This window comes from Halomicrobium katesii DSM 19301, assembly GCF_000379085.1.
Lineage (GTDB): Archaea > Halobacteriota > Halobacteria > Halobacteriales > Haloarculaceae > Halomicrobium > Halomicrobium katesii.
This window is the reverse complement of sequence record NZ_KB905378.1, coordinates 937,466-957,527: the sequence shown is the minus strand read 5'-3', so window position 1 is coordinate 957,527 and position 20,062 is coordinate 937,466. Positions and strand designations below refer to the sequence as shown.

Here is a 20,062-nt window from a genome sequence, read left to right as displayed (position 1 = left end):
GCGGCCGTGACGTGGACGGACGACGTGGCGACGAGATACTCCGTCATGTCCGCTCGGTCGACCGCTGTCGGCAAATCCGTTGGGATCGCGACGAGCGGGAGACTTTTTTCCGCCGGGGTGCAGCAATCGGGTAGATGGAGCTCGAATCGGTCTCCGGCGTTGGGGAGAAGACGGCGGCGGCACTGGCCGAACTCGACGACCCCGAGCGGGCGCTGCGCGAGGGCGACGTGGCGACGCTGGCCCAGGCCCCGGGGATCAGCGAGGGACGGGCCGCCCGGATCGCGCGAGCGGCCATCCGAGACGAACACGACGACCCCGGCGGGTGGGCCGCGACCAGTCGCGCACGCGAGATTTACCGCGATGCGCTGGGACTGATACAGGACCGGACCGTCACCGACTACGCCCGGAAGCGCCTGGAGACGATCTATCCCAGCCGCGTCCCCGAACGCATCGAGGGCGTCCGGGAGCGAGCCCGAGCGGCGATGGAGCGAGAGCCGGACGACGCCGTCCTCGAAGCCCTGACGGGCGTCGAACCGCTCGCCGACCCGAGCGACGTGCGCGTCCGAGACCGGTGTCTGGCGACGACCGACGCCGAGCGCTACGCCGAGGCACAGGCGGTGATCCCGGAGGTCACCGTCGAGGTGGTCGACGACGCCAGACAGCTCGCAGAGCTGGGTCGCAGCTACGCGACTGTCGTCGCCCTCGACGAGTCCTTCGCCGGCCTCGACGTGGAGGGCGACGTGCGCGTCCAGCCCGACGCACTGGAGAACCCGGCCGACGTGGTCCCCGAGCGCCCGCTGGCGTTTTTCACGCGCAACCGGGACCGAATCCGGGCGGCCGTCGCGGTACACCGCGTGGCCGACCTCGATTCCCCCTGTGATCTGGACGCCCTGGAGAGCGCGCTGGACCGGCTCGCCGAAGACGGCAGCGTGCGGGGCGACGACGAACTCGATCGCCTGACCGTCGCCGTCGACGATCTCGATGCGGCGGTCTCGACGGCCGAATCCGCCGCCAACGACCACCTCCGGGCGGCCATCGAAGAGCGAGACGTGACCATCGAGGGGACGGACCTGCTCTCGCTCGTCGAGCGAGGGGCCGGGGTGGACTCGCTGCTCTCCAGAGAGCTGGCCGACGAGTACGATGCCGCCATCTCGAAGGCTCGCGACCGCCTGATCGAGACGCTGGGGCTGACAGACACCGAGGCGGTCGCACGGCGGGCCTTCCCCGACGACCCGACCTACCCCGTCGAACACAACGAGGAGGCCGTCTCGCGCCTGCGCGAGGAGCTGACCGCCGCACGGGACCAGCGCGCCACGCGACTGAAACGAGAGCTGGCCGACGACCTCGCCGAGATGCGCGGGGCCGCCGAGAGCCTCGTCGAGACCGCGCTCGAACTGGACGTCGAGCTCGCGATCGCCCGGTTCGCCGCCGACTTCGACTGTACGATGCCCGTGGTCGGCGGGGTAGAGCCCGAGGGGCGGAGCACCTCGGAGCGGTCGGACGGAAGCGAGTCCCGAGACGGCGCGGACGATCCCGGCTTCGCCATCGAGGGCGGGCGCTCGCCGCTGCTGGACGTGCCCTTCGAAGCCGTCGAGCCGGTCGACTACCGCGTCGACGGCGTGGCGCTACTGTCGGGGGTCAACAGCGGCGGGAAGACCTCGACGCTGGACCTGGTGGCGCTGGTGACGACGCTTGCCCACATGGGCCTGCCCGTCCCCGCGGAATCCGCCCGCATCGGCCGGGTGCGAGAACTCCACTACCACGCCAAGACCCAGGGGACGCTGGACGCGGGGGCCTTCGAGGCGACGCTGCGCGATTTCGGCGCGCTGGTAGCGGGCGTCGACGAGAGTCCGGAAGCCACTCGCGCCGACCGCGTGATGGTGCTGGTCGACGAGCTGGAGTCGATCACGGAACCCGGCGCGGCGGCGACGATCGTCGCCGGCATCCTCGAAGCGCTGGCAGAGCGCGACGCGACGGGCGTGTTCGTCTCTCACCTCGCGGGCGACATCACCGACGCCGCCGACGCCGATCTCACCGTCGACGGCATTCAGGCCGAGGGACTGGTCGACGGCGAACTCCGGGTCAATCGCTCGCCCGTGAAGGGCCAGCTCGCCCGGTCGACGCCGGAGCTGATCGTCGAGAAGCTGGCAGACGACGCCGAGAGCGACTTTTACGGCGACTTACTCGGGAAGTTCGAGTAGCGAATCCTCTTTGGTCCTCCGTCACTGTGGTTCGACAATGCGACGACGCACGTTCCTCCGCGTGACCGGCGTGACCGCGACCGGCGCTCTGGCCGGCTGTGCCAGCAGCGGCGACTCGGAAACGGCCACGCCCGGCGACGACGAGGTGCTGGTCGGCCCGAACGGCAGGTACGTCTTCCAGCCCGACCCGCTGACCGTCTCGGCGGGCACGACGGTCACCTGGCGGTTCCAGAGCCCGAACCACAACGTCAGCTGTCGGCCCGACGGGTGGGACAGCGCCTCGCTTCCCGAGGGTGCCGACCCGTTCGCCAGCTACGAGGCGGGCAACAGCTACGAGACCCTCCGGGAAGGCGAGACTTTCGAGCACACCTTCGAGGTTCCGGGCACGTACGACTACATCTGCACGCCCCACGTCGCCAACGGAATGGTCGGGACGGTCGTCGTCGAGGAGTAGCGCGGCGACACGACTATCTCCTCATACACACAGTCTGCGAGTCGTCGACCGACCGCGAAAACGGCCGTCGTCAGTCGTCGGCCGGCGCGGCGGTCCCCGACACGTCGAAGGTCGCGTCGGTGGTCGCCGTCTGCCAGGCCATCAGGAGCATCGAGACGATCAGTGCCGACCCCCAGAGGAAGGTCGTGGCGTGCAGCGGCGGGAACTCGACGAGCACCACGACCCACACCGTCATACGGAAAGTTGTAGGTCTTTACCAGATCGATCGCACGCCGTCGTGCGGTCGACTGGGTAAACGCCTACAACCGTCTGTATCAGAGAGACGCCCCACTGATCGACGACGAACAGGCCGGAAACGGCCTGTCGGAGTCGTCCGGTCAGTCCGAGCACGTCGACGGTGAAACCGACGACGATCGCCAAGATCGAGAGCACGCCCAGGTGGGCATGCCCGCCGACCATCCATCCCGGCGCGGCCGACCCGCCCGCTACGAGTGTTGCCTGATACAGTCCCACCAACATCATCGCCGCCAGGCCGAGAAAGCCCGACATCTTGAGTAGCCGAGTCATTTCGGGATGGTAACCAACACGGTCGAAGATAACTGTTGGCTACCGCCCCAAAATATACCGGGAGGAGCGCCGCAGTTACAGTTTCGCCACCCTGGGGAATCGTTAAGTGGCGCGCGGACCGCGGTGAGAGTGATGAGCGACGACCCGGAGGAGGGGATGCTCTCCTGGGACGAGTCGGTCTTTCGGGACGAACACGTCTTCGAGATCGACTACGTCCCCCAGACGTTCGAACACCGAGAGAGCCAGATGGAGAACCTGAAGTACGCGCTCAGGCCCGCCGTGCGTGGCTCTCGCCCGCTGAACGTCATCGCTCGCGGACCGCCCGGCACCGGCAAGACGACGGCGACCCAGATCCTCTTCGACGAACTCACCGCCCAGACCGACGTGCAGGCGGTGCGGGTCAACTGTCAGGTCGATTCGACGCGCTACGCCGTCTTCTCGCGACTGTTCGCCGAGATCTTCGACTACGAACCTCCCTCCTCGGGCCTCTCGTTCAAGAAGCTGTTCTCCCAGATCACCGACCGCCTCGTCGAGCGCGAGGAGGTGCTGGTGGTGGCACTCGACGACGTGAACTACCTCTTCTACGAGTCCGAAGCCAGCGACACGCTGTACTCGCTGTTGCGCGCCCACGAGGCTCACTCTGGGGCCAAGATCGGCGTCATCTGCATCTCCTCGGACCTCGATCTAGACGTGATCGACGCGCTCGATACGCGCGTCCAGAGCGTCTTCCGGCCAGAAGAGATCTACTTCAACAGGTACGACGAGCCCGAGATCGTCGGCATCCTGCGAGAGCGGGCCGACCGGGGGTTCCACGACGGCGTCGTCGACACGACGGTGCTCGACCGCGTGGCCGAACTCACCGCCAAGCAGGGCGGGGACCTCCGTGTGGGAATCGACCTGCTCCGGCGAGCGGGGATGAACGCGGAGATGCGAGCGTCCCGCACCGTCGAGCGCGAGGACGTGGAAGACGCCTACGACAAGTCCAAGTACGTCCACCTCTCGCGACGCCTGCGGGAGCTGTCGGAGTCGGAGGCCGCACTCGCGGAGGTGATCGCCCAACACGACGGCCAGCGAGCCGGCGAGATCTACGACGCCTTCAACGACCAGACCGACCTGGGCTACACCCGCTACTCCGAGATCATCAACAAGCTCGACCAGCTGGGCGTCATCGAGGCCACCTACACCAACGTCGACGGCCGCGGGCGCTCGCGGGAACTCACCCTGCAGTACGATCCCGAGGCCGTCCTCGAACGGCTCTGATACCGCGGCTGTACGTCTGGGACGACCCCCGACCAGACCGCGATTTTTTGTGCCAACAGTCCGTACGAACTGTAATGCGACGACGACTTCTGGGGAGTCCGACGATGATGACCCTGGCCGCGTTCCTCGCGGTGTTTCTCTGTCAGGAACTCGTGTCGCTGGTCGCTGGCCGCGCCGCGATGCAGTCGCTGTTCGTGCTGACGACGCCGGTGACCCACGACCCGTGGACGGTCGTGACGAGCGTCTACGCCCACAGCGGCGTCTCGCACCTGGTCGCGAACGCGGTCGCGCTGGCGGTCGTCGGAATCTTGCTGGAACGCCAGACGACGCCGGCCCGCTTTCACGCCTTCTTCGTGGTGACGGGGGCGCTCTCGGGGCTCGCCGAGGTGTGGCTCGCGCCGCTGGTGGGCGCGGTGCTTGGCGGCGCGGGCCAGGTGAGCGTACTGGGCGGGAGCGGGGCGATCTTCGCACTGGCTGGGTACCTGCTGACCAGCAACCGACTCACGGATCGCGTCGTCGGTACGATTCAGCTCAGCCCGCGACTGCAACTGGCGGCCTTCGCGGCGATCGCGGTCGTCGTCACGCTGGCCACGGCCCGGCCACAGGTCGCGCTCGTCGCGCACTTCACCGGTCTGTTGCTGGGGCTGGTAGCCGGCCGCGTCCACGTGTTGCGCCCGCGCCAGAAGAGAGCCCAGCCAGAGCCAGCGTGATACTGCCGGCTGTTGTACGGAGTACAGCCACAGTATGAGACGCCTGTGAGTCAGGTACGAGAGGGCGTCGACTGGACAAGTCCACCATCCCCGCAGAGACAGATGGCACTCGATTTGTGTCGATGGGTGCTGCACTCGAAATAGAGGGGGTGGCGCTACTGGCTGGCCGGGTCGACGAACACTCGCTCGTCGAGGCGGGTCGTCACCCGGTCGGCCAGCGTCCGGAGGTTGACGGCGTCCTCGCGGTTGTAGCTGATCAGCGTCTCCAACGATCCGTCCTCGCCGCGCTCGTGTTCTCTCCACAGGCGGACGGCGTCCTCGCCGGAGATGTCGGGTCGGTCACGCTCGATGCCGATGTCCCGCTCGATCTGTTTGAGCCCGCCGCTGAGGCCCAGTTGCTTGCAGGTGTACAGCAGGTCGAGGTGGGGCAGGTCCAGATCCACGTCGAAGTTGGCTTCGAGGAAGGGCACGTCGAAGCGCTTGCCGTTGAACGTCACCAGCAGGTCGGCGTCGCCGACCGTCGCAGACAGCGCCTCGGCAGTCAGGTCGTCGCCGGCCACGAGCGTCTCGGTGTCGCCGTCCCGGTGGAAACTCACCGTCGTCACCTGATTGCGGTGCTGGTCTAACCCGGTGGTCTCGATGTCGAAGAAACAGGCCCGGTCGGCGAAGGTCTCGTAGACACGCCACTGCTCCCCAGAGGGGAACTGCTCGTCGAAGTACGCCACGTCGTCGTCGGCCAGTCGCCCCCGACCCTCGTCGATGAACGTCTCGATGCGTTCGCCGGTCTTCTGTCCGACGGCGCTCGGCTCGAAGTCGTCCCAGTGGGTGATTCCGGACTCCCACAGAGTGCGTTCGGTCTGCTCGCCGACACCGCGGACCCCGATGAAACTGTTCTCGACGCGCACGCTCCCCTAGGCGGTGTGGTCGCTCATAAATGAGTCGGTCCGGTCGGTCGGCGTCCCGGCGACCGAGGCGAGCGTCTCACCCGCCGCCGTGAGGGTCCCACCGAAGCGTCGGCGGAGCCGCCTTCGATCGTGTCAGCGATCGACCCTGTGAACGGCTAACGCAACGGGCTTTTGCCCGTCCGCACCGAACGACAGTGCATGACTGCCGTCGAGACCAAGCTCGACGCCGCACGGGCCGATCTGGCCGACCGAGAGGGCGTCCTGATCGCCTTCTCGGGTGGCGTCGACTCCAGCGTCGTCGCTGCACTCGCCCACGACGCGCTGGGCGACGACGCCGTCGCCTGTACCGCAAAGAGCGAGACGCTCCCCGAAGCCGAGCTTGTCGACGCCAACCGCGTCGCCGACGAGATCGGCATCCGCCACGAGATCGTCGAGTTCAGCGAACTCGACAGCGAGGCGTTCGTCGCCAACGACGACGAACGGTGCTATCACTGCCGTTCGATGCGCCTCTCGGCGATGTACGACGAGGCCCGCCGGCTGGGCATCGACGTGGTCTGTGACGGCACCAACGCCTCGGACCCGGGCGAGGGACACCGTCCCGGCCTCCGGGCCGTCGAGGAACTGAACGCCTACTCGCCGCTGCTGGAACACGACATCACCAAAGAAGAGGTCCGCGAGATCGCTCGCGAGTACGACCTGTCCGTTGCCGACAAGCCCTCGATGGCCTGTCTCTCCTCCCGTATCCCCACGGGACTGGAAGTGACCGAGGACCGGCTCTCTCGCGTCGAAAAGGCCGAGCAGCTCCTGCGGACGTGGGGTTTCGAGCAGTTCCGCGTGCGCGACCACGACGGGCTCGCTCGCATCGAGGTCGGCGACGACGAACTCGACGTGGCGCTGGATCTCGACTTCGTCCGGGCCGCCCGCGACCACGTCGCTGATCTCGGCTTCGACCACGTGACGCTGGATCTCCACGGCTACCAGACCGGGAGCGTGAGTCCCGACGACGAGCCCGAGGACGACGCCGTCGTCGAAGACGTGTTCTCGACGGAGTACCCGACCGGGGAGTGAGAGCGGTAGTCGTCACTTCGTGACGAGGTTCACCCCGAGACGGCGAAACCGGTCACAGATAGATACAGCCGACAGTGTGAGACGGCCCCGCCGAGATGTTTATATTTCCTACAAGAGAAATACGAGATTAAAACACCAATCATTTAACACCGGCGTCACCTCGGACAGGATATGCCCCCGGTCGTCTACGTCGGTCCACAGGAGCGAGGTCTCGCCTTCGAGCGTGCCGTCACCGGGTCGGTGCTCGCAGTGGAGACACCCGACGAACGCGTTCTCGACGACCCCCGTACGTCCGTCGTGGTCGTCGATCCCGTCGGCGAAGTAGACGCGACACGCCTGGCAGACGCCCCAGTGACGGTGCTGGCCGCCGAGACCAGCGACCTCCCGGACGGCGTCGTCGACGAGCGCGTCGCCGTCGACGGAGATCCCACGGCGGCGCTCGCCGACCACGTCGACGCGCTCGTCGACGGCAGTCCCGAAGCGGTCGACGGCCGTGGAGAACTGCGACGCCAGAGCGAGCGGCTCGACACGCTCACCAGCAGCATCTCACACGACCTCCAGACGCCGATCCAGCTCGCGATCACGCAGCTCGAACTGTACAGAGAGACCGGCGACGAGTCCCACCTCGATCGGCTCGCAGACGCTCACGAGCGGATGCAACGCCTGATCGACGACCTCCTGACCCTGGCGCGACAGGGCGACACCGTCGACGAGCCCCAGCGGGTGTCGCTAGCGTCTGTGTGTGAAGACGCCTGGCGGGGCATCGACACCGGCGGGGCACGACTTCGGGTCCGTGCCGACGCGACTCTCACCACCACGCCCGGACGGCTCGACCGGTTGCTCTCGAATCTCTTCGTCAACGCCGTCGACCACGCCGCAGACGACGTGACCGTCACGGTCGGGCTCCTCCCCGAGGGCGACGGCTTCTACGTCGCAGACGACGGCGACGGGATCGGCCCGGCCGATCGCGACCGGATCTTCGAGCGGGGGTACACGACGAGCGACGAGGGGACAGGCTTCGGGCTGGCGATCGTCGCCGAGATCGTCGACGCACACGGCTGGTCGATCGCGGTCACGGATCAGCAGTCGGCGGGAGAATCGTCCGGGACGCGGTTCGAAGTGTCCGGAATCTCGTCGCTCGAAGACGCCTAGGCCTCGTCCGTCGTCGGCGTCTGGGCGTCGTCGTCGCCCTCACGCCAGCGAAGCACGGCGACGAACAGTTCGTACAGGACCACCAGTCCGACACCGACCAGCGCCGCCCGCGTCGGCGACAGGGCCAGATCGCGAGCGGCGGTGACGAGCGTCGGCGTCGGGCTCCCGAAGTAGCCGACGACGACCGCACCGAGCCAGACGGGAATCCGGGCGTCTTCGACCGCGAGCCGTGCCTTGAGCGCCCGCCGCGAGCGGCCGTAGCGCCGGAGCAGGAAGGCTCCGATCTCGAACAGCGCGATCAGCGCGCCCGCGATGATCGCCGGGGTCGCGATCGGCCCACCCGAACTCGCGAGTTGGTCGATCACGACCTGTGGCAGCGCGTCGTAGTAGCCCGGCGGGATCGGGCCGCTGCTGGCGACGTACCCGCCCAGCGCCGCGGCGAGGTAGGCGGCCGGCCGGCGGTCGGCGGCCTCCTCGGCCGTCGGGATCGGTGACCCGGTGCCGGTCCAGCGAAGCAGGGTCAGCGTCCCCTCGAACAGGACGATCATCGTCACCGCGACGATCAGCGGTGCCATCCCGGTCGGGTCCGGGCTAAAGAGGAAGGCGACGGCGGCGAAGCCACCCCAGAAGTACAGCCGGCGGTCTTCGAGCCACTGGCGAGTCGTCACGCCCATCATGATCGCCAGCATCACCAGCAGCGGGATCTGGAAGACCAGCGCGAAGAACCCGAGCATCAGGACCATGAGGTTGAACGTCTCGGTCAGTCCGAACGCCGTCGTCGCCGCCTGTTCGCTGTACTCGGTGAAGTAAGCAAAGAGCGAGGGAAGCACGGCGAAGTACGCGAATCCGACGCCGACGACGGCCAGTACGAGGCTCGTGGGCACGGCCGCGAGGTAGTAGCGTCGCTCGCGAGGGTAGAGGCCGGGGCGCATGAACCGATAGGTCTGGTAGACGCCGACCGGGAGCGCGATGATCAGCCCGACCAGCGTCGACACCTTCAGGCGCGCGAGCACCAGCGAGAGCGGGTGGTAGACGCGGGGCTTGACGCCGCAGTCCGGGCCGGGACAGAGCGCCGCGTCGCCCAGGAACGAGTACCACAGGAAGTTGATCAGGTCGTTGGCGTAGAACACGACGATCCCGGCGACGCCGAACATGACGAGTCCGACCGCCAGGAACCGCAACGCCATCTCCTCGACGTGTTCGGTCAGGGGCATCTCCTCGTCGTCGGGAGCCGTCGACTGCCCGACGTCGTCCGGCGGCGACGGCGGTTCACGATCGCGCGTCGGCCGCGCCGTCGCACTGGCGGCAGTACCGCCCCCCTTCGGCGTCGGTCCGGGAGCGTGGACCTGTTTTGGCTCCTCCGAGTCGTCGGCATCACCGTCGTCGGCGTCCGACGAGTCGTCTGCGTCCGCCCCACTGTCCTCGGAATCGTCGGCGTCCGACGAATCGTCGGCCTCGTCGGCCCGGCGGGCGTCGCCGCGTGCCTGCGTCTGATCTCGGCGGGCGGCCGGCGACAGCTCCTCGTCGTCGCCGGACTCGTCGACTTCGTTCTCTGGGTCGTGGTCTTTCCACCACTCCTGTGGATCGTCGTCCGAGTCGGGGGCTCCGTCTTCGTCTTCCGGGTCGTCCGCCGAGTCCTCCACCGAGTCCTCCGTCGCGTCGGACGCGTCGTCGGCTTTCGCGTCGACGGCGGTCGACGAGGGTACCTGCTGCTCGTCGGCCGGGGACTCCTCCGAGTGGGAGTCGCCCGGCTCCTCGCTGGCTCGCTCGTCGTCGCCGTCGCGGTCGCCCATCTGTGGCCCCCTTGGCTGCTCGTTGTTGTAAACTTTCTTTTCGCAGTCCCGGCGGGAGCGTTCGCGCGATGAACAAATTGATAACGCAGAGTCGGCAAGTCTCCGACCAGATGTCTACGGGGCTCGACGAAGACACGATGCAGTCTGTTCAGAGCGGCCGCGAGACGGTGGGCTCGATGCTCAGGGCCGCGCAAAAACACCTCCAGAAGGTGTTCATCGTCTGGGTCGTCGGCCTCGTCGGAACGATCTACGCGCTCCAGGAGTTCCTGTGGGATCGGCTGAAGGCGGACATGATCGAACGGACCGCCGAAGAGGCCGACATCGTCGCCGTCACGCCCTTCGACGTGATCCTCTTGCAGGTGAAAATCGGGGCGGTCATCGGCATTCTCCTCGCGCTCCCCTTCCTGATCTACTACAGCCGCGACGCGCTGCGCGAACGCGATCTGTGGCCCGCCGACAGGGTGCCACTGTGGAAGCTCTGGAGTCTGCTGTTGATCGCGATTGGTCTGTTCGTCGGCGGGATCCTCTACTCCTATAACCTCTTTTTCCCGCTGATGTTCGACTTCCTGGCCGAAAACGCCGACGCCGCCGGCTTCCGGCCGGACTACTCGATCACGAAGTGGGTCGGGTTCGTCGCGCTGCTTGGCTTCTCGTTCGGATTGGCGGCCCAGCTCCCGCTGTTTATGAGTTCGCTGAGCTACACCGGCATCGTCCCCTACGAGACGTTCCGCGACCGCTGGCGGGTCGCGGTGGTCCTGATCTTCGGGTTCGGTGCGCTGTTCTCGCCGCCGGACCCGTTCACGCAGGTGATGTGGGCGCTGCCGCTCGTCGGGCTGTACGTCGTCAGCCTCGGCATCTCGAAGATACTGGTGTTGACAAAGCGGGCCGGCGAGGAGGTCGGTACCGCCAACGTCGCGCGCACGCGCTGGAACAAGCTCGCCGCCGGGGCGGTCGTGGCCGGCGGCGCGGTGTACTACCTGCTGGCGACGCCCGCGTTCCAGTACATCCGGGCGTTCGCGGCGTGGTTCCCCTCCGACCGGCTCACGGGCGACATCGCACGCCCGGACCTGCTCGGACTGGGAACGGAGACGACCGCGATCGCCATCGCGGCCGTGTTCGGACTGGTGGCCGCGGTCGTCGTCCTGTACTACTACATGATCCAGGCCCTCGACGTGGCGGCCGCCGAGGCGGGCAACTACGGCGATCCGACGGCTATCGACATCGAACCGCTGAGCGCCGGTGCCGTCCGGAGCGCCCCGGTCCAGCGGTTCCAGGAGATGGAAGAGCAGGAGGCGCTCGAACTGGCCCAGTCGGCGATGGACGACGGGAACCCGGACAAGGCCGAGGCGATCCTGGGCCGCTGGGACTTCGCCCAGGACACGATGGCGGGCACGGGCGAGGCGGCCGAGGACGACGGCGAGGACGACGCCGACGTGGTCACCTCGACGACGGCCGGCGTGATGAACGCCTTCACCGAGGAGGAGACCACCGAGGACGACATCGGCGGCTACTACCACGACATCGCCTTCATCCTCGACTCGCTGACCTCGAAGGCGATCTGGTTCGTCGGCACGTTCATGGCGATCTCCGGGGCCGCCTTCGTCTTCCTGTACTCCGGTGGCATCGGCGACATCCGGAACACGTTCGTCAGCAACCTCCCGCCGTCGATGCGGGCCGACGTGACGTTCGTCAACCTCCACCCGGTCGAGCACCTGATCTTCATCGTGAAGTTCTCCGCGATCCTGGGCGCGGTGTCGGTGTTACCGCTGATCGTCTACTTCGCCTGGCCGGCGCTGAAAGAGCGGGGCTTCGTCGGCGGTCAGCGTGGCGTGCTCGGGATCTGGAGCGGGACCGTCATCGCGTCGATGGTCGGCGGGAGCCTCGTCGGGTTCACCTACGTCGCACCGACGGTGATCTCCTGGCTGGCCTTCGACGTGCTCCAGTCGGGGATGATCATCTCCTACCGCGTCGCCAAGTTCGGCTGGCTCGTGCTCGCGCTGACGGTCGGGATCGGACTGTTGTTCGAGATTCCGGTGACGATGTTGCTGTTCCACCGCGGGAACATCATCACCTTCCAGTCGGTCCAGGACCGCTGGCGAACCGTCACGCTCGGGGTGTTCGTCGCCGGAGCCCTGTTCTCGCCGAAGGGCATCTTCACGATGTTCCTCGTCTCGATTCCGGTGACGATCGCCTTCCTCGTCGGTCTCGGGGTGCTGTGGCTCTACACCCTCGGTGGCAGACGGGCACCCGAGGGTGCTGAGCCGGCAGACTGACACTGCCGGCAGTATGATCGCCGACGCGGGACGCTCGACACGCTCGTGGTGGGCCGGACCGGAAACCTGTTTTTATGTGCGGCGGCGTCCCTACCCTAGCTATGCCCAAGATCAGCGTGGAAGTGCCCGCGGAGCTACTGGACGACCTGGACAAGCACGTCGGCGACGAGGGGAAGTTCGTCAACCGCAGCGAGGCGATCCGGGCGTCCGTTCGCAAGACGCTGGACATCTTAGACGAGATCGACGAGCGAGAGGGTCGACTGGACGACGAGTACTGATGCCGTCGGAGTTAGAGAAGATGCTCGCCGGGGACGCCTACGATCCCAGCGATCCGGAGCTATAGTAGCCATTGAAAATCAATGCACACCCGATCGCACGACTGCAGTGCGATCGGTGTGTAAATCGTTTCAATTGTTACTATAGTCGCCGGACGCAGCCGAGCCGACGAACTGACCAGTGCGTACAACGAGACGCCGCCCGACGTACGGGAACGCCGTCGGGAACTACTCGACGAGCTGTTCGGGACGGTCGGCGAGGCGACGGTCGAGCCACCGCTGCGCTGTGATACGGCTGCAACGTCCACGTCGGCGACGGCTTCTACGCGAAGTTCGACTGCGTCTTCCTGGACGTGTGTGAGATCACGTTCGGCGAGCACTGTCCGCTCGGTCCCGGGGTCCACGTCTACACGGCGACGCATCCACTCGACGCCGAGGAACGTGCTGCCGGACTGGAGATGGGTGAGCCCGTGACCGTCGGCGATCACGTCTGGATGGGCGGCCGGGCCGTCCTGACGCCGGGAGTGAGCGTCGGGGACCGCGCGGTCGTGGCCGCCGGAGCCGTCGTCACCGACGACGTACCGTCAGACGTGGTCGTGGCCGGCAATCCGGCGACGGTCGTCAAGGAGCTGTGAGCCGGGGGGCGCGGGCTTCGAAGCGCTTTTGCCGGCCCCGGGGATACGGACGAGCATGTCCCTCGATCGGGAGACGGTCACGCAGATCGCGCTGTCGGCCGTCGCCGTCTTGCTGTTCATCGCCGGTACGGTCGTCGTGAGTACGAACTACGGAACGAACGGCGACCTCACGCAGGAGGGTGGCATCGCGCTCGTGGCAGCCATCGCGGCGTTCGTCGTGGTCATGCTGGCGGCCGGCCTCTTCCTGGAGCGGCGGGAGTTCTGAACGTCGTCGGACGCGTCGTCAGGCCTCACTGTCGTCTTCGTCCTCGTTCTCGCGCCAGTCTTCGACCTCCTCGTCGTCGGTCTCGTCGAGCCGGTATTCGTAGTAGTTCAGCGGATGTGACTCGTTGATCTCGTCCTCGCAGATGTCGTCTTTCCCCTTGCAGTCGCCGTAGGACTGCATCGTCGCACACGAGGGCGTCGAGTACTCCGTGGGACTCGTGTCACCGCGGATGTGATCGACCTGATAGCGCGTCGCTTCCTCGCCGAAGCCGGGGTTGACCTGGAACAGCTCGACGATCTCGTCGGTCGTCATCCCGATCGAGGTCAGGAAGGCCGCCAGAGCGAACCGCGAGTGGTGCTCCAGGTGCTCGCCCTTCTGGACCGCGTCGAGGAGATGCTGCATGCAGGGCGGGAACAGGTCGGGAACGACCGTGTCGATCTCGCGAGTCAGATCGAGATCCGACAGCGTCGTCTGGATCGACTCGACTTCCGCGTCGAGTTCGTCCGCGATGGCGTCCGGCACCTCGAAGGGCAGGCCGTCGTCGATCCGGTGACGGATCGCCTGCTTGAGCAGCGTGTGGAGCTCCTCGGTCGTCACCGGCACCTCGCCGTCGGTCAGCGCCCGGTTGACCAGTCGCCACTCGTCGCCCCACTGGTCGGCCGCCAGTTCGAGGTACGTCCCCACGTCGATCCGGTAGCGGTCCGCGGTCTCGTGGACGGCGGCGGTGAGGTCGAACTCCGCGAGCAGCGCCGACAGCGACAACGACTCGCTGTCGCCGTAGCTAAAGGAGTCGTCGGCGGTAAACTCCTCGACGAACCGCTCGCGAGCGGCCTCGGCCTCGGCCTGTGCGTACTTGCGCGTACAGACCGGCGTGTCCACGAGCGAAACGAGCACGCGCGCGACCGGATACGACAGCAGTTCCACGCGCGTGCGTCGGTGGGGATCGCCCACGCTCCCGTCGGTGATCGCCCACTCGACGCGCTCGCGGGCGCGCTCGACGACGACCTCGTCGGTGGCGACGACCTCGCCCAGGTCGACCGCCGCTTCCTCGACGGCGTCGCGAGCAGACTGCAGGAACGGGTAGCGCGCGTGGAGCGGTTGCATCGCCCGTCCCTATCACGCGGGGGCGAATAAATTCGGTGATCGTTCCGTCGAGGTGCTACCAGTCCATCCCGCCGTTGACGCCGATCACCTGCCCGGTCATGTAGCGCGACTCCGGGCTGGCGAGGAAGCGCACGACGGGGGCGATGTCCTCGATCGTCGCGAACCGATCCAGCGGAATCCGCTGGAGGAGCCGCTCCTGGACGCGCTGGGGGACCTCGTCGAGCATGTCCGTCGCGACGAACCCCGGCGCGACGCAGTTGGCCGTCGATCCGGTGGCTGCCATCTCCAGGGCCAGCGTCCGGGTGAACCCGAACAGGCCGGACTTGGCCGCCGCGTAGTTGGCCTGCCCGTAGTTGCCCTGCTGGCCGACGACAGAGGAGACGTTGATCAGACGGCCGTCCTCGGCCTCGCGGATGTCGTCGTAGAAGCAGTGGCTGACGTTGAACACGCCCCCGAGGTTCACGTCGATGACGGCCTCCCAGTCCTCGCGGGTCATCTCCCCGAAGGTCCGGTCGACCGTGATCCCGGCGTTGTTGACGACCACGTCGACCGGGCCGACGGCGTCGTGGATCCTCGTGTGCAGCCGTTCGACGGCGTCGTACGACGACACGTCTCCCCGAACAGCGACCGCCTCGCCGCCGTCGGCCTCGATCTCGTCGACGACCGCCTCGGCCGCTCGTTCCGAGGAGCGGTAGTTGACGACCACGGTCGCTCCGTGGGCCGCCACGTCCGTGGCGATCCCGCGTCCGATCCCGCGAGAGGAGCCGGTCACCAGACAGGTCTGTACGTCGAGCATATCATCCAGTTCACACTCAGCCGTGAAAAGCGGTCTGCCAGATGATACCTACGAAGGAAAGTGATGCTCCGGTCGAGGCGTCCGGCTACAGCTGGTCGAGCCAGTCTCGGACCCGAGACTCGGTCGTTTCGGCGATCTCGGCCAGTTCGGCCGCGTCGTGCGCTGCGAGGTCGTCGACGGTCTCGATGCCGGCCTCGCGCAGGCGGTCTGCGTAGGTCGGACCGATCCCGTCGACAGACGCCACATCGGGAGCGTCCGCGGCACTCTCGTGGGCCGCTTCCCCGTCGTCGCTCTCGGCGGCGTCGTCTGCCGGCGACTCCACGTCGATCGGGACGGCCTCGTCGCTGTCGTCGTCCGACGCTTCGGCCTGTCGGTTGCGTTCCTTGTACCAGTCACACACGTCGGGCCAGAGGTTCTCGTGGGTGCTCGACGAGACCGAGAGGCCGATGTGGCCCGTCGAGAACTCCATCGTGGTCACGTCCTCGGAGCCGACGACCTCGTTGAACGGCTTGGAGGCCTCCGGCGGGATGAGGTGGTCGTACTCGCCCATCAACTGGAGCATCGGCATGTCGATCGCGTCGAGGTCGACGTGTTCGCCGCCGATCTCCAGCTCGTTGTTGTACAGCTCGTTGTTCTGGTAGATCTTCTCCAGGAACTCGACGTAGGCCTCGCCGGCCACGTCGACGCCGTCGGAGAGCCACTGCTCCATCCGGCCGAAGTTCCGGACGAACCCCTCGTTCTCGATGTTCTCGGCCAGGCGGATGTACTTCGAGACGTAGTTGTCGACGGGGTCCATCAGGGCAAAGCCCACGTCGAGCATCTCCGAGGGGACGTTGCCGAACGTCTCGGTCACGTCCTCGGGATCGTAGTACTCGTCGGAGCCCCACTCTTCGAGGACGCCGCCGGTGTGATCGAAACAGAGTCCCGCGGCCATCAGTCCCAGCGCGTTGACCTTCTCGGGGTTCAGCGCCGTGTAGATGGCCGACATCGTTCCGCCCATACAGTAGCCCAGGACGTTGATCGCGTCCTGGCCCGAGCGCTCACAGACCTCGTCGACGCAGTTCTCGATGTAGCGGTTGACGTAGTCGTCGAGCGTCAGATGTTGGTCGAGCCGAGAGGGCTCGTTCCAGTCGATGAGATACACGTCGTGGCCCGCCTCCAGCAAGCGGCGCACGACCGAGCGCTCTTCTTGCAGATCGAGGATGTACGGGCGGTTGATCAGCGCGTAGATGATGAGGATCGGGACCGCCTCTCTGTCCTCCTCGGGGACATCGATCCCGGCGGCCTCGGCGTCGTAGTGTAGCAGTTGGAGCTTGTTCTCCTCGTACACCACGTCGCTGGGTGTCTCGCCGACCTCGACGGACTGCATCGTCTCGATGCGTTCGGGCGCGACGCTGGCCTGGTCGGTGGCCTCCGTCATCGCCTCCAGGGACTGGCGCTGCCAGTCGAGTGCTGCCGTGAAGGGATTTGCGGGCGTCATGTGTTACTCCTCGAGGTGGTCGAGGATGCGGTCGAGTTTCTGTTCGACCTCGTGCTGGCGACGCTCCAGCTCGACGAGCCGTTCGCCGACTTCTTCGACGTCCTCACGCGTCGAGAAGCCCATCTGGGCGATCGAGTCCTGAGCCACGTCGTCGGCCTGCTGGCGCATCTCCATCATGGTCTCGACGAGCTGGCCGTTCGCGGCGGCGAACGCGGACGTGCCCATCACGTGTTTGAACGCGTCGTTGGCCGACGAGAGCCAGATGTCGCGGAACTCCGTCGGGTCCACGTCCTCGCCCTGGGCGGCGTCGCCGGTGCGTTCGAGCATCTTCTCGGCGGCGTTCATCCACTCCTCGTAGGCCTGGTTGTACCCCTGGATGCCCTCTGTGACGTTTTCCTCCTCGGGGATCGAGTCCTCGACCGCGTCGGCCCACGACTCGACGAAGGCGGCCTGTGCCTTCATGTTCTGTTCGACCGACTCGGAGACGGCCTCGTTCATCTGTTCGACCATCTCCGTCCACTCGTCTTGCATCTGGTTCGTATCACTCATAGTAAGTTGTTAATGTGCAGAACAAAAGGGTGCGACGGTTTAGGCCTCGACGGCGTCGGCGGCCTGTTCCTGGACTTCGCGGACCTGCTCTTGGACCTCTTCGACCTGGTCCTGGAGGTCTTCGAGCTGGTCGCCCCACTGCTCGACAGCCTCGACGGACTGGTCTTCGAGGTCCTCGTGGGCCTCGACGAGCAGGTCGATCTGCTCGTCGAGCGCCGCGACGACGTCGCCGGTCATCTCGTCGTAGGTCTCCGCGCTCTCGTGGAACTCCGCTTCGACGTTCTCGAAGACCTCGGCGTGGTTCTCCAGCAGGAACTCGTACTGCTCGTCGACGGTCTTTCGGATCTCCTCGACGGTGGGGGCGACGCCGGGAACTGTCGACTCGACGGTGTCGAGGTAGTTGTGGACGGCCGTCTGTGCGAGTTCGACGCCGCGTCGCTGTGCCGACTCCTGGCTGTCGAGGCTGCCGAGCATGGCCTCGTTCATGTTCTTCTGGAACTCGATGCTCTGTTTGAGCGCCTTCTGGCTCTGCTCGATCGTCGCGCGCTGCATCTCGAACGCCGTGGTGACTGGGGTTGTGTACTGGCTCATAGGTTACTCCGTGCGGTTCCGCTTGACCGGGAGAACGACTGTCTGGACGATGTCGCCTTCCTCGATGTCGAGGGCCTCTCGCTCGGCGTCGGGAATGGAGATGCGTCCGCCGCTCTGGACGCGGGTCTTGAACGTCGCCATCTGGCTCATCGCACCGAGCTGGTTCATGTCGAAGCCGGGCATGCTGCTGCCGGCAGACATCATCTGCTGGAGCATCTCTTGCTGGGATTCGATCGCCTGCTCGCTCGCTTCCTGCATCCCCTTGAACATCGGGGGCCACATCGTGACATCGTTCTCGTCGGTCATCGGGTACTACACTCTATTCCTTTCAACGACATAAAGCTTCCGTCTATCACCACTGAATACCATCAGATGTCATCAGCTGGCAATCGATCTGGCAACGAGACGGAGGTTCGCAGGCGGAAATGCGCCGTTGTCGAGCGGTAGGAGGCGTCTGAGCGACGAACAGCGACTACCATCACCCTTTAATATCGGAGGAACTAATGCTCTCCCAGCAATGAGTTCTGAATCTCACGACAACCCGCTGTTGGACACGTGGACAGAAACGTCCTCACACATGTTCAACAGCGTGGTGGCGGCCAATCGGGCAGCGTTCGCGGCGTTCGGCGTCCGACCGGACGACGACGGGGACAGCAAGCCGCTCCCGGCAGAACGCATCGAGGCCGACGAGGACCTCCCCGAGTGGCACGTCGAACTGAGCGCCGACAACCCCGACCGGCTCGGGGTCGGTGATCGCGTCGAGTTCACGAAGCGGATCTCCGACAACGACGTCAAGCAGTTCGCGGCCGCCAGCGGCGACACGAACCCCCTCCACCTCGACGACGACTTCGCCGAGCAGACCCGATTCCGCGGCCGGATCGCCCACGGCACGCTCGTCGGCGGACTCATCAGCGCCGCCCTCGCGCGGCTGCCGGGGCTGACGATCTATCTCTCGCAGGATCTGGAGTTTCACAATCCGGTCCGCATCGACGACCGCCTGACGGCCGAAATCGAGATCGTCGAGGACCTGGGCGACGACCAGTACCGCCTGACGACCCGCGTCGTCGACGACGGCGACGTGGTCATCGACGGCGAGGCCGTCGTCCTCATCGACGAGATGCCCGACGAGAGCTAGAGAAACGCCGTTACCGCCCGATTGAACCGCTCGGGTCGTTCCCTGTGTGGCCAGTGCCCACAGCCCTCGGCCGCCAGGAACTGCCCGTCCGGCAGTAGCTCACTCGCTCGTTGCGACCACGACACCGGGAGCAGCGGGTCCGCCGAGCCGTGGACGAGCAGCGTCGGAACGTCGAGCTCCGAGAGCCGTTCCGTGTAGTCGGTCCGGAGACCGTCGGCCTGGAACTCGTGGCGCTGCCAGCTCCGGAGCGTCCGCATGGTCGCCGGTGAGATCGTCTCGTACACGTCGTCGACCAGTTCGTCCGGCAGAGTCGCCCCGGACATCGTCCGGAGGCTGGTCCGGACCGCCGCCCGCGTTGCCATGCTCCCCCACAGCAGGCTGTCCGCGAACGGGACCCGGAGGGCGAGACTGGCACCGGTCCGCCAGTACGCGTCGGCACCGAGGCCGTAGCTGTCGACGAGCACCAGCCGCTCGGGGCGACCGCCGTCGAGCGCGTGGCCGAGCGCGACCGCACCGCCCATCGACACGCCGACGACGCTCGCGCCGGCGAGACCGAGTTCGTCGACGAACGCCGACAGTGTGTCTACGTAGTAGTCCGTCGTATACGTTCGGCGGGGCTTCTCGCTCTCGCCGTGGCCCGGGAAGTCGAGCGCGTAGACGGTGTACTCCTCGGCCAGTGCGGGCAGCGCGTACCGGCCGGACACCGCCGCCGCGTCGAGGCCGATCCCGTGCAAGAAGAGCAGTGGCGGTCCGTCACCGGCAGTGAGATATCGGACGGTGACGTCGTCGCCGTCGACCGACAGCGTCGTGGCGTTCGGCTCGATCGACTCGTTCATCGCCTCGGAGTCG

At 66.6% G+C, this 20,062-nt stretch carries 21 protein-coding genes and 1 pseudogene; 11 read left to right on the top strand and 11 right to left on the bottom strand.

All coding sequences use genetic code 11. The features are described from left to right. Nucleotides 1-134: 134 nt before the first annotated feature. On the top strand, nucleotides 135-2,201 hold the full coding sequence (locus HALKA_RS0105040; protein WP_018256957.1) for a helix-hairpin-helix domain-containing protein: 2,067 nt from the start codon (nucleotides 135-137) through the stop codon (nucleotides 2,199-2,201). 37 nt (nucleotides 2,202-2,238) lie between these two features. Beyond that, nucleotides 2,239-2,655 carry a plastocyanin/azurin family copper-binding protein gene (locus HALKA_RS0105035; RefSeq protein ID WP_018256956.1) on the top strand — a complete coding sequence of 139 codons (417 nt, stop codon included), beginning with the start codon at nucleotides 2,239-2,241 and terminating at the stop codon, nucleotides 2,653-2,655. A 70-nt stretch (nucleotides 2,656-2,725) separates the two neighbouring features. Here the strand turns inward: HALKA_RS0105035 and HALKA_RS21580 are convergent, their stop codons facing one another. Together HALKA_RS21580 and HALKA_RS19110 are read right to left on the bottom strand one after the other, a co-directional pair. Further along, a complete protein-coding gene (locus tag HALKA_RS21580; protein ID WP_018256955.1) occupies nucleotides 2,726-2,890 on the bottom strand; it encodes a DUF8059 family membrane protein in 165 nt (54 codons plus the stop codon). Further along, complete coding sequence (locus HALKA_RS19110) at nucleotides 2,887-3,222, bottom strand: DUF8059 family membrane protein (RefSeq protein WP_018256954.1); 336 nt, start codon at nucleotides 3,220-3,222, stop codon at nucleotides 2,887-2,889. Before HALKA_RS19110 ends, HALKA_RS21580 begins: the two co-directional genes overlap by 4 nt. 132 nt (nucleotides 3,223-3,354) lie before the next feature. Here HALKA_RS19110 and HALKA_RS0105025 point away from each other — a divergent pair, with 132 nt between their 5' ends. Beyond that, complete coding sequence (locus HALKA_RS0105025) at nucleotides 3,355-4,482, top strand: ORC1-type DNA replication protein (protein WP_018256953.1); 1,128 nt, start codon at nucleotides 3,355-3,357, stop codon at nucleotides 4,480-4,482. 74 nt (nucleotides 4,483-4,556) lie between these two features. Continuing rightward, nucleotides 4,557-5,192: a rhomboid family intramembrane serine protease gene (locus HALKA_RS0105020; RefSeq protein WP_018256952.1), complete on the top strand. Its 636-nt coding sequence runs from the start codon at nucleotides 4,557-4,559 to the stop codon at nucleotides 5,190-5,192. A 155-nt stretch (nucleotides 5,193-5,347) separates the two neighbouring features. Here the strand turns inward: HALKA_RS0105020 and HALKA_RS0105015 are convergent, their stop codons facing one another. After that, on the bottom strand, nucleotides 5,348-6,097 hold the full coding sequence (locus HALKA_RS0105015; RefSeq protein ID WP_018256951.1) for a ribonuclease H-like domain-containing protein: 750 nt from the start codon (nucleotides 6,095-6,097) through the stop codon (nucleotides 5,348-5,350). A gap of 198 nt (nucleotides 6,098-6,295) precedes the next feature. Between HALKA_RS0105015 and larE the strand changes: the two genes are divergently transcribed. Together larE and HALKA_RS0105005 are read left to right on the top strand one after the other, a co-directional pair. Next, the gene (gene larE, locus HALKA_RS0105010; protein ID WP_018256950.1) at nucleotides 6,296-7,165 is read left to right on the top strand and encodes an ATP-dependent sacrificial sulfur transferase LarE; all 870 of its coding nucleotides are present in this window, start codon (nucleotides 6,296-6,298) and stop codon (nucleotides 7,163-7,165) included. A gap of 171 nt (nucleotides 7,166-7,336) precedes the next feature. After that, nucleotides 7,337-8,317 carry a sensor histidine kinase gene (locus HALKA_RS0105005; RefSeq protein ID WP_018256949.1) on the top strand — a complete coding sequence of 327 codons (981 nt, stop codon included), beginning with the start codon at nucleotides 7,337-7,339 and terminating at the stop codon, nucleotides 8,315-8,317. Here HALKA_RS0105005 and HALKA_RS0105000 read toward each other — a convergent pair. Next, nucleotides 8,314-10,110 (bottom strand): twin-arginine translocase subunit TatC, encoded by a 1,797-nt coding sequence (locus HALKA_RS0105000; RefSeq protein WP_018256948.1) that lies wholly within the window; start codon nucleotides 10,108-10,110, stop codon nucleotides 8,314-8,316. The genes HALKA_RS0105005 and HALKA_RS0105000 overlap by 4 nt on opposite strands. 110 nt (nucleotides 10,111-10,220) lie before the next feature. Here HALKA_RS0105000 and HALKA_RS0104995 point away from each other — a divergent pair, with 110 nt between their 5' ends. From HALKA_RS0104995 to HALKA_RS0104980, 4 genes and pseudogenes are all read left to right on the top strand, one after another. Beyond that, nucleotides 10,221-12,383, top strand: a complete 2,163-nt coding sequence (locus HALKA_RS0104995; RefSeq protein ID WP_018256947.1) for a twin-arginine translocase subunit TatC — start codon at nucleotides 10,221-10,223, stop codon at nucleotides 12,381-12,383. 101 nt (nucleotides 12,384-12,484) lie between these two features. Continuing rightward, the gene (locus HALKA_RS0104990) at nucleotides 12,485-12,661 is read left to right on the top strand and encodes a ribbon-helix-helix domain-containing protein (RefSeq protein WP_015761970.1); all 177 of its coding nucleotides are present in this window, start codon (nucleotides 12,485-12,487) and stop codon (nucleotides 12,659-12,661) included. After that, nucleotides 12,661-13,293, top strand: a pseudogene (locus tag HALKA_RS19105) (maltose acetyltransferase domain-containing protein). Before HALKA_RS0104990 ends, HALKA_RS19105 begins: the two are co-directional and overlap by 1 nt. A gap of 55 nt (nucleotides 13,294-13,348) precedes the next feature. Further along, complete coding sequence (locus tag HALKA_RS0104980) at nucleotides 13,349-13,558, top strand: DUF7472 family protein (protein ID WP_018256945.1); 210 nt, start codon at nucleotides 13,349-13,351, stop codon at nucleotides 13,556-13,558. 18 nt (nucleotides 13,559-13,576) lie between these two features. On the opposite strand, the gene priL is transcribed toward HALKA_RS0104980, so the two are convergent. The 6 genes from priL to HALKA_RS0104945 all read right to left on the bottom strand — a co-directional run bounded on the left by priL (nucleotide 13,577) and on the right by HALKA_RS0104945 (nucleotide 18,384). Beyond that, entirely contained in the window at nucleotides 13,577-14,662 is a 1,086-nt protein-coding gene (priL, locus tag HALKA_RS19100) for a DNA primase regulatory subunit PriL (RefSeq protein ID WP_044956483.1), read from the bottom strand. A gap of 55 nt (nucleotides 14,663-14,717) precedes the next feature. Then, a complete protein-coding gene (locus HALKA_RS0104965; protein WP_018256942.1) occupies nucleotides 14,718-15,458 on the bottom strand; it encodes a beta-ketoacyl-ACP reductase in 741 nt (246 codons plus the stop codon). Between the two features lie 85 nt (nucleotides 15,459-15,543). After that, entirely contained in the window at nucleotides 15,544-16,938 is a 1,395-nt protein-coding gene (gene phaC / locus HALKA_RS0104960) for a class III poly(R)-hydroxyalkanoic acid synthase subunit PhaC (protein ID WP_018256941.1), read from the bottom strand. Nucleotides 16,939-16,941: 3 nt separating this feature from the next. Continuing rightward, nucleotides 16,942-17,487, bottom strand: coding sequence for a poly(R)-hydroxyalkanoic acid synthase subunit PhaE (locus HALKA_RS0104955; protein ID WP_018256940.1), 546 nt, complete (start codon nucleotides 17,485-17,487; stop codon nucleotides 16,942-16,944). A 39-nt stretch (nucleotides 17,488-17,526) separates the two neighbouring features. Further along, nucleotides 17,527-18,078, bottom strand: a complete 552-nt coding sequence (locus HALKA_RS0104950; protein WP_018256939.1) for a hypothetical protein — start codon at nucleotides 18,076-18,078, stop codon at nucleotides 17,527-17,529. Nucleotides 18,079-18,081: 3 nt separating this feature from the next. Further along, the gene (locus HALKA_RS0104945) at nucleotides 18,082-18,384 is read right to left on the bottom strand and encodes an AbrB/MazE/SpoVT family DNA-binding domain-containing protein (protein ID WP_015761963.1); all 303 of its coding nucleotides are present in this window, start codon (nucleotides 18,382-18,384) and stop codon (nucleotides 18,082-18,084) included. Between the two features lie 271 nt (nucleotides 18,385-18,655). Here HALKA_RS0104945 and HALKA_RS0104940 point away from each other — a divergent pair, with 271 nt between their 5' ends. Continuing rightward, a complete protein-coding gene (locus HALKA_RS0104940) occupies nucleotides 18,656-19,213 on the top strand; it encodes a MaoC family dehydratase (protein WP_026190159.1) in 558 nt (185 codons plus the stop codon). Here HALKA_RS0104940 and HALKA_RS0104935 read toward each other — a convergent pair. Further along, nucleotides 19,210-20,049 (bottom strand): alpha/beta fold hydrolase, encoded by an 840-nt coding sequence (locus tag HALKA_RS0104935; RefSeq protein ID WP_018256937.1) that lies wholly within the window; start codon nucleotides 20,047-20,049, stop codon nucleotides 19,210-19,212. The two genes, HALKA_RS0104940 and HALKA_RS0104935, sit on opposite strands and share 4 nt — an antisense overlap. Nucleotides 20,050-20,062 lie beyond the last annotated feature (13 nt).